The sequence below is a fragment of the Ruegeria sp. HKCCSA071 genome, from assembly GCF_017872555.1.
Classification (GTDB): Bacteria; Pseudomonadota; Alphaproteobacteria; order Rhodobacterales; family Rhodobacteraceae; genus Ruegeria.
On sequence record NZ_JAEDOX010000013.1, the window covers coordinates 1 to 16,495 of the forward strand.

At 53.5% G+C, this 16,495-nt stretch carries 9 protein-coding genes and 2 tRNA genes; 9 read left to right on the forward strand and 2 right to left on the reverse strand.

From position 1 onward, the window contains the following. Positions 1-213: 213 nt before the first annotated feature. A complete protein-coding gene (locus tag I9188_RS17415; RefSeq protein WP_209599696.1) occupies positions 214-1,608 on the reverse strand; it encodes a hypothetical protein in 1,395 nt (464 codons plus the stop codon). Between the two features lie 2,072 nt (positions 1,609-3,680). Between I9188_RS17415 and I9188_RS17425 the strand changes: the two genes are divergently transcribed. Further along, positions 3,681-3,757, forward strand: a tRNA-Pro gene (locus tag I9188_RS17425). A 363-nt stretch (positions 3,758-4,120) separates the two neighbouring features. Here the strand turns inward: I9188_RS17425 and I9188_RS17430 are convergent. Beyond that, a tRNA-Leu gene (locus I9188_RS17430) sits at positions 4,121-4,205 on the reverse strand. Between the two features lie 768 nt (positions 4,206-4,973). Here I9188_RS17430 and I9188_RS17435 point away from each other — a divergent pair. From I9188_RS17435 to I9188_RS17470, 8 genes are all read left to right on the forward strand, one after another. Next, positions 4,974-5,465 (forward strand): hypothetical protein, encoded by a 492-nt coding sequence (locus I9188_RS17435; protein WP_245220707.1) that lies wholly within the window; start codon positions 4,974-4,976, stop codon positions 5,463-5,465. A 2-nt stretch (positions 5,466-5,467) separates the two neighbouring features. Then, positions 5,468-7,480, forward strand: a complete 2,013-nt coding sequence (locus tag I9188_RS17440; protein WP_209507586.1) for a dynamin family protein — start codon at positions 5,468-5,470, stop codon at positions 7,478-7,480. Positions 7,481-7,488: 8 nt separating this feature from the next. Next, complete coding sequence (locus tag I9188_RS17445) at positions 7,489-9,231, forward strand: dynamin family protein (protein ID WP_209507587.1); 1,743 nt, start codon at positions 7,489-7,491, stop codon at positions 9,229-9,231. Positions 9,232-9,277: 46 nt separating this feature from the next. Then, positions 9,278-9,679 (forward strand): hypothetical protein, encoded by a 402-nt coding sequence (locus tag I9188_RS17450; protein ID WP_209507588.1) that lies wholly within the window; start codon positions 9,278-9,280, stop codon positions 9,677-9,679. A gap of 23 nt (positions 9,680-9,702) precedes the next feature. Continuing rightward, positions 9,703-10,569: a hypothetical protein gene (locus tag I9188_RS17455; protein WP_209507589.1), complete on the forward strand. Its 867-nt coding sequence runs from the start codon at positions 9,703-9,705 to the stop codon at positions 10,567-10,569. A 69-nt stretch (positions 10,570-10,638) separates the two neighbouring features. Continuing rightward, positions 10,639-12,681, forward strand: coding sequence for a dynamin family protein (locus I9188_RS17460; RefSeq protein WP_209507590.1), 2,043 nt, complete (start codon positions 10,639-10,641; stop codon positions 12,679-12,681). Then, positions 12,678-13,964 carry a dynamin family protein gene (locus I9188_RS17465; RefSeq protein ID WP_209507591.1) on the forward strand — a complete coding sequence of 429 codons (1,287 nt, stop codon included), beginning with the start codon at positions 12,678-12,680 and terminating at the stop codon, positions 13,962-13,964. The genes I9188_RS17460 and I9188_RS17465 overlap by 4 nt, the downstream gene beginning before the upstream one ends. 341 nt (positions 13,965-14,305) lie before the next feature. Next, positions 14,306-16,477, forward strand: a complete 2,172-nt coding sequence (locus I9188_RS17470) for a serine/threonine-protein kinase (RefSeq protein WP_209507592.1) — start codon at positions 14,306-14,308, stop codon at positions 16,475-16,477. Positions 16,478-16,495: the final 18 nt, after the last annotated feature.

The window sequence follows — 16,495 nt, forward strand, 5'->3', positions numbered from 1 at the left end:
GAGACTTGGGGAAGAAGGGCTCAAGACGCGCCATCTGCGCATCCGTCAGCCAGAAAAGATCAGACATGGTCACCGCTAGTTTTTCGAACCGTGAATCACGCCGCAATGCGGAAATCAATGGGTCCTGACCCTAGTCACTGTGCTGTGCGTTGATCCGATAATTTGTGACTGCCACGAAACGATCGGATTTATCATGGTGCACCAGTAGCTCCATTATCTTACCTCGAGGTAATCCTTCCTTTTTTCATGTGATTTGAGAATTTTCTGCCGTTGGCGATTGGAGAAAAATGGCAGCGCTGCCAAGCAACCAAGAATTACAACCTCTAATCTAATCAGTCTATTTGCCAATTTTGAGGGTGGTCGATTTTGTTGCACGCTTTCCCGAGCCGATTGAGTTCCACTAGCTTGAATTTGCAATCCGGCGGCCACAGAAGACAAGCGAGCCTCTATAGAACCTAGCGCCGATCGTTGCATAGAATTCTGTAATCGAGAGAAATCATCTATCTGTTTCCGAACTTCGATTTTCATTGCGCCCAAAAGCACAATAGTCTGTCGTTCGATCAAATCTTGAAAAAACTCTTCCACTTCGGCTTTTGGTTTCTGTAAATTAGTGTTTCGTCCTAGTCCTATGGGCGCTCCAGAAATAACTTGATTGATGTAGTCAACGCTATCCTTGTGCTTCTGCCAAACCTGATTTGCGGCGCCTTCAGGCAATTGAAGGTTTGCGCCCTTGCGAGCCGGGTCTGAAACGATAAGCGCTTCGGAAATAGCGGCGCCTTCGTTTGGTGGTCGCAATTTTAACGCCGCATTTGCACTACGCATCAGCGCCAATTCACAGGTGTCCAAACTGCGATTCACTGAAGCTAAGTCAGTCTGTGGTAGAGCGTCGAAGTGATTGATATTCATAGGCTTTAGCAGGCCTTGCGCAATATTTTGCCGGATATCAGCATAGTTTAAAACCGTAAGAGTGAAGGCATCGGTCTCTTTTGCTGCTTTCGATATGGCAGCTATATTGCTTAGTTTGATCGGCAAATTCGGAGCGCAGCGTTCGAAATCATCGGTTCGGCCATGCTGCTTAACTTGCTGCCCATAAATCGAAGCCAACCACGGCAGCAGGTCCCGAACCGCGCAAATAAGGTGTAGCCTAGTGTCCACCTGACGGCATTTCTCTGATAGGGCCAAAAAGTCGTCTGGGGAAAGATGAAATAGATCCTCTGAGCTAATCAAGAGCTTTCGACACTCATCTCCTCGCAAAAGGCTCATTGCAGCGTCAAGCTGTCGAAGACCCTCCTCGGAGGCGTCGATAGTATTCTTGTTTTCTCTTAGAAAAACACTGGCTATGAGTAATCCATTACCTGAGGTTATTCCACCACTAGCGGCAATATGGAAGTTGTTGGAAAGATCAGGGTATAAGAGACCATGTTTTTCGAATAAAATGTCAGAGTGCTCGGCGCAATAAGTTTGAAACGCGGAGGTTCCGGTTTTCGGGGCCCCTATGTGCATAAATAGCGTTTTTTTATACATAAATTCATCTCTCATCGCATTCGTGGTGCGCACCTGGCTTTGCGTCTGGTTTTTCTCAGTACGTTTGGCTGTGGATCTCGACAACAATTGATGAGCCGTGCCAGTACCTAATCCTTAAATACCCAGCTTTCTATCTCAAGCAAACTACATGTGAAACCCGCTCCAACCTCAACAGTTGAAAGTGGGCCGTGATGATAAGAGTATGCTTGCGAACTTGCCTGAGGTTAAGTGACGTACCTATACACATGGCAACCACTTGGACATCAGGCAGGTGCGATATTATGCTTAACGGAGGCTAAGTCTGCACTGTGGAATTTGAGCTGGAGCAGAATCAAGCAGGTGCGGCGAACGGTGGAATTGATAGGCTGCGATGCAGAATTTCGATAGGCGCGTACCTTCGGAATTGGATTTTTACTATGCAGCTGAGTTGATCCTGGTTGGCTGCTCTGTCCCGCACTGCTCACATTCACGGGACCAATAATTTGCGCTTGCAGCGAACGTCTCCTTTGGCGGGCCGCGCCACAGCGATTGGGGAGCATTGTCAAGGTCGGCTCTGGGCCGAGCCATCATGCCGCACTTGCAAAAGACCGAAGTGCGATCGACGTCAGCTCAGGGCTCAACGAGCCTGTCGAGGCGCTGAATATTAGCCTGAAAAAATCTCTTATTTTCAATGATCCTAACAGGGCAAACACGCGCTGCAACCAAATGTTGAAGTACAAGTTCCAGGGAATGCAAATCCTAAGCCCGAGCGAAAGGCCGCAGCAGTCTGCAAATAAATCGATAGAACTAAAACTCATGCTTCCATCATACTTTTGAGGGAACCAGTCTATCTGAGGTGCCCCTAGTTTCTTAGACACCTGCCTTGTTCAGTTCGAGCACCCTACGGTCGACATATTTCGCCATCCGGGTGTCTGCATACGGTTTTTTGGCCATCGCTATCCTCTCAGAAGTGATACAGTGTGTGCTGCATGTTTTCGTTATAGCGACGATCTGGATGGGAATGCGCGACGGAACGTAGCTCCATCAATTAGTCCACACTCAAGTTCATTGTGAGCAGAAATCTGAACCACAAATCGTTATCTTGTTGATGGGCAGGCGCTATTAAGCTGCTTCGCCGACTAGCGGCCACCACCTAACAGGATCGGCCCCAAGCCGTATCAGTGTATCATTCACTCGCCTCAATGGGTTTTCGTATTCGAAATATGTGCGTCCTCGCCATGCCGTAGGATGGGCGCAGTAGACCGTATCGAACAGGCGTTCAGGATTTGCGCGTAGGTGTTGAAAGGTCGCTGCTCGAAATCTATCGCGAGCCTTTGCTCCGAGAAACAGAAACACAATGGGTCCCCAATCCTCATGCTGCACCAACTCCAGAAGGAGACGATCAACCACAGGTCTCCAGACGCCTATGTTGACACCTAGCTGCTCGCGAGACGTCCCTGTGAATGTCCAAGCCGTGTTGACACAGAGGACGCCTTGGGCGGCAAGTGAATCGAAAAAACCAGGCACGGCCGGCGGGGGTAGTTCCCCGTCGTGCATCGCCTGGTGGACGCTACCCCAATCGTCTTGCCGTTCGGAGATGCCGAGCTCAGGGCGTTCACAGGCCGCAGCCGACTGCAATAGCCGACGCAGACTCTTAGCAGTAACTCTCGGAAGTGCTTCGTTCCAAGCGCCATCCTCGAAGGCGCGACCTGTTGCCCGATCTCGACGGGGGTATGGGTCTTGCCCGAGTATGACGACTCGCACTTCGTCCGGCGCCAGGCCATCAAAGGCGCGCAGCATGTGTCGGATCGGCCCAACATCCTGTTCGTTCCGTGGGCGACCGAGGTTCAGGCGACTCGGAAAAATCTCCGGCACGTCATAATTGGGAAGTTGGTTTAAGTCGGGCTCAGCGTTTGCAAAAACGGCTCGCCAAGTGGGAGGTAGATCCTCGCGCCAGCTGCGCGCAAGATGCTCCCGAATTACCAAATTTAGAGCCGGCATTCTGTCCTATTCCCCTAACGCGCTGGAAAGGCTTGTTTGCAAGCCGTTCGTATCGAAATACCTCCGCCAACTCAAAGTCAACAAATCGAAGGTGGAGATTTTTGCCCGCAATGAAACCGCAACGTTATTCTGGAACTGACTGCCAATAAGACGCGGCAACTAACTTCAAATTCCCTTAGAGTGTGGGCTCTTGCTCTAGACGCTCGCCTTCGGGAGGCAGGGGCCGGAGGTTCGAATCCTCTCACTCCGACCAGTAAATCAAGGCGCCCAAGGGCGCATTTGTTGTTTCTGCAGATCGGCCGAAACAGTTTCCACAACATTTCTGGCACTGGCTGTGCTTACTTCGATCGCAATCCTCATCCACAATCTACGGCAGCAACATCTCGTATCTTCCTATCATTGATCCCAGCGGCCTTCTTAACCTCTTCTGGACTTATGGGCCGATAAGGAAAGCCCTATTCATCAGTGGAAAAGATAAGCACCGTTGATTGCGCTAGAGATGCGCGATTGGATCGAAGACAGGAAAACCAGCAGCGATTGAACTTGGGGACCAATTGCGGGCAAAACCTAACTGAACAATAGATGCTAATATCTTCAAAACTTTAGTTGATCAAAGTGGTGCGGGTGGAGGGACTTGAACCCCCACGCCTTGCGGCGCCAGAACCTAAATCTGGTGCGTCTACCAATTTCGCCACACCCGCAACTCAGCGCCACGGCGCTGGAATGAAGCGGTCAATAACAAAGCTTGCTTCCGAGCGCGAGAGGTAAAATACACGTATCGCCAAGTTTGTAGATCCTCTGATCGGATATGGGTCAACCACTGTTCCTTATGAAAATGAATGCTCCCAAGACACTCGTCAGTGGAAAGCTGATGGGAACATCCGTGGCCGTGAAATCCGGTATCCTGCAAGACTATGCCCACGTTATTTTAGAAGAGCTCTTTACTCGTGCCGTAGTTAAAACTTTACCCATCTAGCCTGCGAAATATCACGCTTACTTTGACCAAAGGCCAAAAAGACAAGCTGACAGCCTGTTGCATGATCACCAATAGCGAATATGGAGATCATCCTTCGCTGCCGTTGCACGCTCGTAGTTTAACCCTTGGAAAGGGGCGCGGGATTACCCGCCACGGCACCCCCAGGAAACGCATCTGCGACCCTTGCCAACTCAGAGAGAGACTTCAGGGTTCTGAAATAACAAGAATGGCTTACCCGGCTACAATGTCCTTCAGAACCATGCAGTTTACTGAATGACCTGTACCGTCAGGTACAAGCTATTGTGTTTCGCCAGTCCCCGCCCGGTTTCAAACAGGAAGTGCGGATTGGCACTTGCCTCATAGGCATTCCCGCGCAGGTTGAGGCATTCTCAAGAGCACTCCACCACAAAGCTGCCACATTTCAAACGCCAAAAAATCTTATTCACGTCAAAATAAGACCGCCTTGAAGGGTCTTGTTGTTTAGCAGGAGTTAATGAGTCTTTTTTGCCACTTTGGCGCCGGTACGAGTTTCCTGCTCAACTCCAGTACAAGGTTTACTGCTGTGACCGATCTGAATCCCTCCGCTACTGCCGAGCAAGAGGCTGTCTTCTTTGCTCGTGAAAGCTTTCTTGGCGAACTCAAGATCCTGAACCGGGACCATCCGAACACGGGCTTTGGGATTTCGCTCCGAACCCACTCCGGAGACCACTACCTGCTGGCCAACGCGCGTATGCCATTGCCCGCGGTCAAATCCGAGGGGTTCCCGACCGGACGCCGCGTTGCGTGCCTTGAAAACGGTGATCGCTTCAGTTCGATCGAAGTGCTGGCTGACGCCAAGGCTTACGAAACCATCAGCCCGCGCGCCGAGGCTGACATTCTGGGCAACGCTTTGGACCTGATCGCACGTATCGACACGCTGACGGGAATTCCAACAGGACGTCCTTCTCATGAACCCCGCATCGCAGCTACGGGAACCGGAGGTTAAGCATGGCGCGCAATGATCACTTGTTGTCTGTCGGCAACGAAGCTCTGGCGCCGATGACTTCTGCAATGTCATCATTGACGGCCCAGATTGATCAATTGACTGAGGTGGCTGATGCGCGCTCTTCGGCACGTCTGGCAACACTCAAGACCCGGATGGAGAACTTTACCGCCAGCATCACCTTGGTCGGTCAGGTGAAAGCGGGAAAATCATCGATTGTAAACATTCTCGCAGGGCGCCCTTCCCTTCTTCCATCAGATGTGAACCCGTGGACGTCGGTCGTCACAACCCTGAACATCAACACGCGCCCGCCGGGCGACACCAAGGCCAAGTTCACCTTCTTTGAGCAGGAAGAATGGGACAACCTGATGGTCGGGGGAGGCCGGTTGGGCGAGTTGGCCAACCGTGCCGGTGCAGATGACGAGATGGAGGACATTCGCCGTCAGATCGGCGAGATGAAAGCAAAGTCCGAAGAGCGTCTTGGAAAGCACTTTGACCTGATACTTGGCCAAAGCCACCAATACGACCACTTCGATGAAGAACTGATCCAAAGATATGTCTGCCTCGGTGACGAGGACGACCCGGATATCAATCCAAAAACAGGCCGGTTTGCAGATGTGACCAAGTCAGCCGAGTTGTACATGGATATCCCTCAGTACCCGATTGCGCTGAAACTCTGTGATACGCCGGGTGTTAACGATACGTTCATGGTGCGTGAACAGATTACCCTGCGCAGCCTGCGCGGGTCCGAGGTCTGTGTTGTAGTGCTTGCCGCAAGCCAAGCCCTGACCACCATGGACATGGCTTTGATGCGGATCATCGCTCAATTTGAGAATCGCCAGATTGTCCTGTTTGTGAACCGGATTGACGAGTTGTCAGACCCGGTCAATCAAGTCCCCGAAATCCGCGACCGGATTCAGGACACTTTGAAACAGAACAACATCGACGAAAAGACAAGTGTCGTGTTCGGCAGTGCCTTATGGGCTGAGGCGGCGCTGACCGGGAATCCCGAGATTCTGAACGAAGAATCCCGCGAAGCACTCAATACTTTTTACCTCGCTGCCGGGTTCGGTGATCAAGCCCCTTCGCTGGATAAAATCTGGGCATTGTCCGGTTTGCCTGATCTGCTGTTGGCTATAAACGAGCGTATTGCAGAAGGTGCCGGAGCGCGGCTGATGGACCGGGTTCGCCATCGCGCCCGCAACATTGCCAGCCAAATTCGTGCCACCGCTGTAGCAAAGACTCTGTCAGAGGGTGAAGGCGTCGCGCGTGATCTTGACGGTGTATCTCCGGAAGATGCGATTGCAACAGTCTCGGCGGAGTATGAAAAGAAAGCAGCCGAACTGACCAACGCTTTGCGCGACAAAGTATTGGAGCGCCTAAACTCGGCCGAGACAAATTTTGTGAAGCGTGCGACAGACTCTCTGATCGCGCATCTTGAGAAAAATGGTGAGCAAGGCACTTGGCAATACGACCCTGCTGGCTTGAGGACGCTGCAAAAAGCCGCCTATTTCAGCTTTGCCCGCGCAATGCGTAAAGATGCTGGAGCGCTCTATTCAACTGCGGCCGCGGATGTCGAAGCGCTGTATCACAAGATACTTGGCAACCATCTGGGCGAATTCAACATCGAAGCACCGATCGTGCCGCGCGTTCCACCACCATTGGGGATTGGCCGGACGATTGCCCTGGACTTGCAAAGTACTTGGTGGCGACGCTGGTGGCAAAAGCGCAAAGGCTTTGAAGCATACGCTGCCGATTACACTCGCCTGATCGCGTCCGAAGCGAATTCGATCACCAAGGATATCGAGGAAAACCAGATTGCGGCAGTGTTGGAAAACGTCCGCGCAATTCTGGCGGATTTCATGCGGGAGCAGAAGGAGACGTTGCTGAGTATCTCATCATCAGCGGACAAAAATATCGGGCAGGCCTCGGCAGCGATGGCGGGCCTGCAACCTCAGAAATCGCGAGACGAAATTCTGGGTGACATCCTGAAAGACCTAAGCAACGAAGCGGCATAAGTAGAAAAATGGCAAACAACTCACAAACACGCTTTGTTTCACCGAAAGCATGGGAACGTATCGAGCAGTGGTCCCGCCGCAAACCGGTTTTCGCTTTGATGGGTGAATTCAGCGCTGGCAAATCCACACTGATGAACTTTTTACTGCGAACGCATACATTGCCAACGCAGGTCACCGCGACCCAGCTACCACCGGTCTGGTTTAGCTGGGGCAGTGAAACACCGTACATCAAACGCCATGACGGAAGCGTTGAGCCAATTGAGCTGGATCAGCTTGAGACTGTTGGCGTCAATGACGCGCAGTTCATTCGTATCTTTCTTGAAGCAGATATTCTGGAAGCCGTCGATCTGATCGACACCCCCGGCATCTCGGACCCCAAGATCTCGACAGATGTCTGGCAGCGGGCAGTCGGTCAGGCAAATGGTGTCATATGGTGCACCCATGCGACGCAAGCCTGGCGCGAAACCGAACGTGCAACGTGGGTTTCGCTGCCGGACCGCTTGCAACACAACTCTCTGTTGTTGGTGACGCGGGCGGATGCACTAAACCTTAAGGACCGCCAAAAGGTTCTGCGTCGTGTCAACCGCGAAGCCGGGCATCTGTTCAACCGGTCCATCTTGTTTTCTGCCCGGGATGCGATCAATGCCCGCGACAAGACTGGGGACGCTGAAATGTGGTCGCGCAGCGGCGGCGGTAAGATGATTGACAGTTTTCTGGAAATCACAGAACAGATCATGGACAACCGCGCCGATCAGCTGGCACGGTACCAGATCGACAAAAGCCAGACGGGCGCATTCAAGGTTCAACCGCTGCGCCCTGCCCGCAAACCAGACGAACGAGAAGCACTGACCAGCGACATCGAAGCTGCACCTTTGCGACTGGTCAACCCGTTGGAAGACGAACAGCGAACTGAAGACAACGATCTTAATGTCGTGACAAGTTTCCCCATTCGGCCAGCCCGCGTGGAGCGGCGCCCTGATGAGGGCGAACGAGTTCGGATCAACCCGGATGAAGCTGAACGGCTGCGTGCCGAAATGGTATCAGACCCGGAGCAGATGTCCGAGAACGCTGATACCAGCGACGAATTGCGCGCCTTCTTCAAAGACACCTCGAACGATCCGCTGGAATTGAAGAATGTCGCCGGTCTGGAAGAAGATGTAGATGAGTTCGACCTGTCCGGTGAAATCGGCGATACAGATGACTCTGACGATCTGTTGGATGACACTCCAGATGCTGAAACGGGCGACAAATCCGTTGATGACGTCCTGACTTCTTTGAACTCTACTTTGCGTGAAGCCTCGGTCGAAGCGGATGAAAGTGAGATTTTCACGCCGGAAGTTGAATCGCGTGATGATCGGGGTATCGAAGTCTCGGTATCCTCCATTGCGGCGTTGATGGCGGCTCAGCCCGAGAACAACGCTGAGGATTACGAACCTGAGCCTGAGTCAAACGGTTTGATAGAGGTCGTGGCCTCAGTCGAGGAAGACGCCCGCGATATCCGCCACGATGCGCATATCGATCTTCCAGAGTCCGCAGTCGGGTCGCCGCTTAGCGCGTCGGATATGTGGCGGGAAATCACAAACAAGGAGGACCTGCCAAAAGACGCAGTCGGGCTTCAGAATGTATTCAAAGCCTTTCTTGCCGAATTTGACCAGATCGCAGTTGAATATAGTGCAAAACAGTCCAGACACGCCCCGCAAGCCATTCCAAAGACGAAAGAAAGCAGCAGTGCAGAATGGCATGTTTTGTAAGCACGCCTTAGTCAAGGCGCTGAGAAGAAGGACTATAAAGAGTTAAATGTCCATTCAGGATGCATTGAACACCGCGATTGAAACGATACCCGACTGCATTGCAGCCGGGTATATCGACATGGAGACCGGCATGCTTTTAGGCAGCAGTGTCTCTGATTCCGATTGCGCAGAATCGCTGGACACTTTGGCAATCGCAGTGGCCAATCTGTTTCAGGGGCGGGGTGTCGCTGCATTTGAAGCGCTCTTGCACGAGGCCGGAAACACTGATGAGGAAAACACCGGGTTCGGGGAAATCGCGGTGTTTTCAAAAGACCGGTTGAACATCTTTTTGCGGACCAAGGAATATCCTGATCATGTGGTCTGCTATATCTGCCGCAACAGCGCGAATGTGGGACTGGCACTCACGAAATCGCATCTCAGTCTCAAGCCGGTTGCGGCCGCAGTCTGAACGGGACCAGAGGGGGTCACGGTATGATGGACACAGACATTCTCGACATGCTCGAAGATATCGGACGGTCTTCGGTCGCCCGCCTGTCTCCGACGGTGATTGTCCCCGGTGAAACTGCTGCAGCCCGTCGGGCGGCTGTATTGCGTTTCATTCGCGGAACAATATTGCCCAGGCGACTGGAGCTGACCGCGGCAAATGGAAACTGCCTGAAAATCGAAGTGAACAGCTCTCGGATCACGGATGTGTTTCAGGTGCCGTCCGGGCAGATCCCTGATTTCGAAACGGAATCACGTACCGCGCTGGTCGATAAATTGGCCCAACTGGTTTCTGACATCTCAGCCGCACCTGCCCCATTGGAACTGATGTCAGGAAAGCCCGCCTCATCGCTGGAGGCTGATGATGTTGGTATTACGCTGAGTGAGATCGAGAGCGCCTGCGCCGGAATTGAGCTCTCCTCTGAGCCCATCGTGTCTGTCGTTCCAGATGTTGAAAAACCTTCAGACAACGGCCCTGCCCCGTTAGCACGGTCGGGCAATTCGTTGGCGCACCAGTTTTTTGAAGGGGCCGAACGCTTTGCCACAGGTCGTGTCCTTGTGGACAATATGGAAAACACGGCACTGGCTTGCGAAGGAACCTGCAAACCTTCCGAAGGAATGCACCCCAATCAACAGATTTTGACACGTTTTGTTTCGGATCTTGCTGGTTGGAACAATGACACCCGGGGCGAATTCGAAGGCCCACATCTGATCGTCATGCGGCCATCGGGTGGTAAGGGTGCGGGTATGGCAGTTCTGAGCGATAACGAGCAGATCGCTGTGGCCATCCACGATGCCCGCAAGCTTGGGGCGGTAATCAATCTTTGGAAATCTTTAGAGGAGGCCGAGGAATGACCGCCCCCAAAGCATTCAAATTTTCGACTAATTCAATGCGTTGTTTTTTTGTAGTCAGGGTAAAGAGTAATGAGTGAAACACATCGCCGCGAGCTTATTCGCATCGCAGAAGACATGAATGGGACGAGCAATGATGAAACGCGTCAGTTCATATCGCGCATCATTGGTGATCTGGGGAAACTGAAACCGTCAGTTGCCTTCGTCGGGCAAATCAAAGCAGGAAAGTCGCGCTTGATCAACGGCTTCACCGGTCAGGCAGAATACCTGCCGTCGGACGTGAACCCCTGGACGACCGTGATCACCGACATGCATTTCGGGCACCCGAACGGTCGAACCGAAGGGGCCGAGTTCCATTTCTTCGACAACTACCAGTGGCAATCACTGATCGCCGAAGGCGAAGAATTGCGCAACATGTTCCCGGATGACGAGGACAGCTACAAGCGCGAGATGATCGAAGAGCAGGTCGAAGCCATGAAGACCCGGGCGCGTCGGCGACTGGGGGACAGTTATGAACAGCTGTTGGGTCAACACCACGATCTGGATCAACTGACATCCGATGATCTGGCGCGTTACGTGTGCGCCGGGGACGACCCTGCGGAAGATGGAACAATTGACCCCGGCAGTGATCGGGGACTTTACAGCGACATCACGCGCAAGGCCGAGGTCTATTTCGACATCGGACATTTCCCATTCCCTCTGACCGTCACTGATACGCCCGGAGTAAATGACCCCCTGCTGATCCGTGAGGAGATTTCGCGTCAGTATCTCAAGGAATCCGATTTCTTTGTGGTGGTTCTGTCAGCGCATCAGGCGTTGTCGCGTGCGGACCTGAAACTGTTCAGGCTGATGCAGGCATTGGAACTTGGACAGATCGTTGTCTTCATCAACCGAGTCGATGAATTGGGCGGCGGGGCCGATGATGCGGCAAAGGTGCGTCTGGATGTTGTAGACGGGCTCGAAAAAGCGTTAGGCACGTCGAATATCGATGTACTGATGGGAAGCGCACAATGGGCGCATTATGCACTGACCGGCGATGAAACCGGTGTGAACCACGATCATATTCTGGCTTGGTTGCGGGCGCACCCGGAACAGATGCAACAGTACCTGAACGGCGTGGCCGAGATCAAACAAGGCCCGGGACCCATCAGCCGCGAGGCTGTACTACGGTTTGCCGCGATGATCGCGTCGGGCTTGCCCGACTTGCGCCGCCATGTCACTCAGGCGTTGGCGGACGGGCCGATAAACGAACAGCTGAGGATGGCGTGGCAGCATCTCGACAGCTTCGCGCGTGGCGATTTGGAGCGGTCACAGGTACATCTTCGTGCGCTGCAAGACGAAGGCAGCGCGGGGGCGCACAGCCCGGATGACAGCGACAAGACGCTTGGTGATCTGCGCAAATTGATTGCGGACAAATCGCAAGACATAGTCAAGGACATGGACGATGTTCTGTCAAACCTGCGTGGGGTCATGGATGACACAGTCTCTGAATCCGTCTTTGTTGTGGTGCGCGGACCTGAAGGACAATCCCCATTGCTTGCCAAAGGCGGCGCGACCGAATTGAATTTCACTCCTTTGCGCGAACAAATGCGCGAGTTGGTGCAGGGCGCGTCGCAAGTGGTGCGGCAACGCATGTTGAGCGAACTTTACGCGATCGACATGCAATGCAACGCCGCTTTGCGGGCACTGCCAGGTTGGCAGGAACCAGTCGACAATCGCATGAACACAAGTGCAGTGCGTTGGTTCCGCCCGGACACCACCGCCTTGACCCGTGGCATTACCGTTGAGCTGCGTGTAAACTGGTTGTCGCGTCTGATATCGCGCAACAGCGTTGTGGCGCGGGCCGAGCGCATGATCGTGCAGGAATTCGAACTGATTGGCGATGACCTGATCGACACAACGCGTGAAAACCTTCTGGAACGGTTGAAAACCGTTCTGGATCATTACTTGGCTCTGTTGGCAGGCCATCTTGAGCACCGCTCCGGAGCAGGTGAGTTGAATGCTCAGGCGAAAGCACAAGCTGCGTTTGAACGGGCGCGCCGTATTGCTGACGAGTTGGATAGTGTCTTTGGAACAAGCAACGTGGACGAACGACAAGCAGAGGCTGCGGAATGATTGAGTTTCCCGGAACCGAACAGGAAGTGCGCCAGCTGGAGCGTTTTCTGACAACGACAGAAAAGTTGTCGTCGGACCCGAAATTGGAAGATATGCGCGCACGGGCCCTGGCCCATGCTGAGCGTCTGTCCAACGCGGTTAACATCGGTTTCGCTGGAGAGTTCGGGGCGGGCAAGTCAAGCCTTGCGAACATGTTGGCAGGGGCGGATATTCTTCCAACCGGTCCGCAGCATCTGAAGCTGCCACTTGTTATCGTTGCCTACGCGGATACGCCAGAGACGACAGTCGGCTGGTGGAACAAGGAGCCCAAGACATATTCTGGCATAGCACTGGAAAAGGCCGCTGCGGATGAGCCTGACTTTATCTCTGTTGGATTGAACACCCCTGCTCTCAAAGAGATATCACTGTTCGATCTTCCCGGCTCTGGCGCATTGGATGATACATACAAACAGACACTGGACCTGCTGAAGTTCGTCGACTGTGCCATCTGGTGTACTAATGGCACTAGCGCATGGCGTGAAACAGAACGGCATTTGTGGGCGCAGGTGCCGCCCGAGCTACGAGCCAACAGCCTGCTGGCGGTCACGCATGCTGATTTGCCCCCGGTGCAGTCCGCTCTGGATCGGGTGCTAGCTCGATTGAACAAAGAAAAAGAAGGTCTGTTTCGCGCTGTGGTCCCAATTGGCACACCCGTCGCGGTGCGCGCCATGGCACAAGAGCCAGAACCTGATTTCGATCTTTGGGAAAACTGTGGTGGCCAGGAACTTGCGGAAAGGGTCCTTGATGCGGCGTCTGACCGGCGGCGCAGTGACCTTGACGCTGCTCGGAAGGATCTGAAGAACGAGTTTCTGCCATTCCTGGAAACATTGAAAGGGCCCGAACCGGAACCGACCGTAAGCGATGCTGCCTCAATGCAGTCAACGTTGGAGTCTGCCCTTCCGCCACTGAACAACCCCATTCTTGAAGACTGGCTAGCTGCCATTGCAAGCATCTATGAAGATCTGCGTGACTCCGCTGATATTGAACCCGCTGCCTTTCTGCAAAGCTGCCAGGAAATCGTCGAAGATTTCGCAGAGCGGTTGGACCAAGGTGGTGAAATTGATCCTGATGCTGATTGGATTCCGGCTGAGTTCGAAAAAGCGACTGACTTGTTGTTGTTGCTTCAGTTTGAAAGCGGGGATGCGCCTTTGAAAGACGCAATCAGCATACTTGTACAGCTTGGTGACAACCTTGCATGGGCTGGCAGTACCGTCGCCGCGGCGCAACCTAAAACCGGTACCTAGCCACTTTTCACAAGGATTGAAGCGCTGTGAAGCGATTCGAAGGGCCGAAGAATCGGCCCTTTATTGTTTCGAATTCGTAGACCAACAGACCTGTTTGGGGTCATCAGTTTTCGTTTTTCCCACCCCATAGGTCAATATGTAGTATTAGCACGAAGTCGGCATACTATATAAGCTTTATTCAAAAAAACGATCCTTAGTGAAGCCATCAGGCGGCCCCATTAAAGTCAAATTTGAAACGTCTAACCGTTCTTAAGTGTCCTGCGGTTGTTTTTGGTTGTGAGTTCGTGGGCTGCCGGCCCTGTTAGATAAAGCCGCAAAATGAGTAGAACGGGCGGATTGAAATGAGCCACAACCAGGCTGTCGGTGCAACGCACGACGAACCAAAGATTGAAGGACTGCAACCGGGCGCAAAGCTGTTGCGCGGACAGTATGAAATCCTCCAATACCTCAGCAATGGCGGATTTGGAATCACCTATCTAGCGCGCGACAGCCTGGAGCGTGATGTCGTGATCAAGGAATGTTTCCCCGGTGCGTTGTGCCGTCGCAACGGGGACCTGGTTGAGCCGAACGACCCGTCCTACAAGGATGATCTGCGCGCCATTATCGACCTGTTTATTCAGGAAGCCCGCAATCATGCGCGTCTGGTGCATCCGAACATCGTCGACGTTCACCAGGTGTTCGAAGATAATGACACAGCTTACATCGCTATGGATCTGATCCGTGGTTGCGACCTGCTGGACTATGTTGAAAATCCGGAAAACGACGGTGGTCCTGACTTTATCGTACAGGTAACAGAAAAGATGCTGTCCGCGGTGTCGTTCATCCACCAAAGCGGGATGCTGCACCGTGACATTTCGCCGGATAACATCCTGATTGACGAAAACGGAAACCCGGTCCTGATAGATTTCGGTGCCGCGCGTGAGCAAGCCGCAAACAAGTCGGCCGCATTGTTGACCCTGCGCGTCATAAAAGACGGATATTCGCCGCACGAGTTTTACGTCCGAGGTGCCGAACAGGGGCCCAGCAGCGATCTCTATGTTTTGGCGGCAACCCTATACCATGCGATCAGTGGTGAACGTCCGGTCGACGGCCAGAGTCGCCTGAATGCATTCAACAACGGGCAGGACGACCCTTATACCCCATTGGCAGACCGCTTTGACGGATATCCCGATGGATTCCTCGAAGCAATCGACAAGGCAATGGAAGTGCACGCAACGGACCGTTTGCAGACAGCCTTGGATTGGCTGCGCATGTTCCGCGGCCCTGGCGTGATGTTTGATACCTTCGCCTATCGCCCGGTTTCGGTGATCGTCGGCATGGATCGCAAGGACAAGGAAGAAGAAAAGGCGCGGATCAAGGCCGAAAGCGAAAATGCCGAAGCGGTTGTTACGGCTCTGCTCGCCGGGAACTCGGACATTGTTCGCGAAAACGAAAAAAAGAATGAACCCGAGATGGCCAAGATTTCCGCAAAAGCGGAAACACCGGTCGCAGTTGATACCGTAGTTCAGAGCGGATCCGGTGGCAGCGGCAAGATGATAGCTGGTGCAGCAGTGCTTGTGGCAGCATTGGCCGCAGGCGGTTTCTTTGTGATGTCCGGCGACAAAGGTGAAGAACAAGCTGAGGTTACGACGACGCTGCCTGAAGCAACCACTCAAACTGCCGAAGCAGAACCGCCCGCGGTGGAAGAGCCCGCGGCCGAAACACCTGAACCCGACGTCGCGGTCGCTTCAGAGCAACAACCTGAACCAGAAGAGCCTGTCGAGCAGGCGCAAGTTGAACCTGCGGAACCAACCGCCGCAGAAGTAGCGTCCGAAACTACCGAGACGGTCGGTGCCCAAGAACAACCAGCAGAACAAGAGATTGCGGCCGCTGTGGCCGAACCCAAAACCGATGCCGCTTCCGGTACTCCCGCAGAACAACAGATATCGTTCCTCCATTGGGATGTTGAAATCCCCTTCCAGACATCCCGCCGCCGCACCGCAACAGGTGCAACTATAGCGGTTACCGGTGTGGACGCCGATCAGGACATGAGCATTGTCGGCGAGTGGGTGGAACCCGGAGTTGTGATCTTTACGCTGAACGGCAACCCGGTTCGTGAAGACATGTCTTTCGCTGCGCAGGTCCTAGACAAGCTAAGCGTCGATCCAGACGGCTATACTCGCGTTGCAGCACGCTATCGTCCGCTTGGAAAGACCCGTGCACAGAATGGCCTGCTAGCACTGCCTGCGCTGCGCTCGATCGGTTTGGAGAACGGTTATTCGTTCACTGTCAGCGGCTCGGGAAGTGACGGATGGCAGACAGAAGTTAGCTCCGTCCCGGCAGAGCCAACGGGCCAACTGCGAAAAGGTGATGTTCTGTTAAGCGAAAGCCAGACTGACATGACATTGAATGGGCCCGAAGGCCTTGATGACATGCTGGCTGCGCTGGTTTCCGACAGCCAGCCAGAAGCAAAGCTGACCGTGCTCCGTAACGGTGCCGAAGTAGCCGCGATCATGCAGTTAGCGCAGGAGTGATCTGACCGGTTCATTTTT

Coding starts and splice junctions, on each gene's coding strand:
- I9188_RS17435 (WP_245220707.1), top strand. CDS start 4,974: ATGAGTCTTTTTTGCCACTTTGGCGCCGGTACGAGTTTCCTGCTCAAC.
- I9188_RS17440 (WP_209507586.1), top strand. CDS start 5,468: ATGGCGCGCAATGATCACTTGTTGTCTGTCGGCAACGAAGCTCTGGCG.
- I9188_RS17445 (WP_209507587.1), top strand. CDS start 7,489: ATGGCAAACAACTCACAAACACGCTTTGTTTCACCGAAAGCATGGGAA.
- I9188_RS17450 (WP_209507588.1), top strand. CDS start 9,278: ATGTCCATTCAGGATGCATTGAACACCGCGATTGAAACGATACCCGAC.
- I9188_RS17455 (WP_209507589.1), top strand. CDS start 9,703: ATGATGGACACAGACATTCTCGACATGCTCGAAGATATCGGACGGTCT.
- I9188_RS17460 (WP_209507590.1), top strand. CDS start 10,639: ATGAGTGAAACACATCGCCGCGAGCTTATTCGCATCGCAGAAGACATG.
- I9188_RS17465 (WP_209507591.1), top strand. CDS start 12,678: ATGATTGAGTTTCCCGGAACCGAACAGGAAGTGCGCCAGCTGGAGCGT.
- I9188_RS17470 (WP_209507592.1), top strand. CDS start 14,306: ATGAGCCACAACCAGGCTGTCGGTGCAACGCACGACGAACCAAAGATT.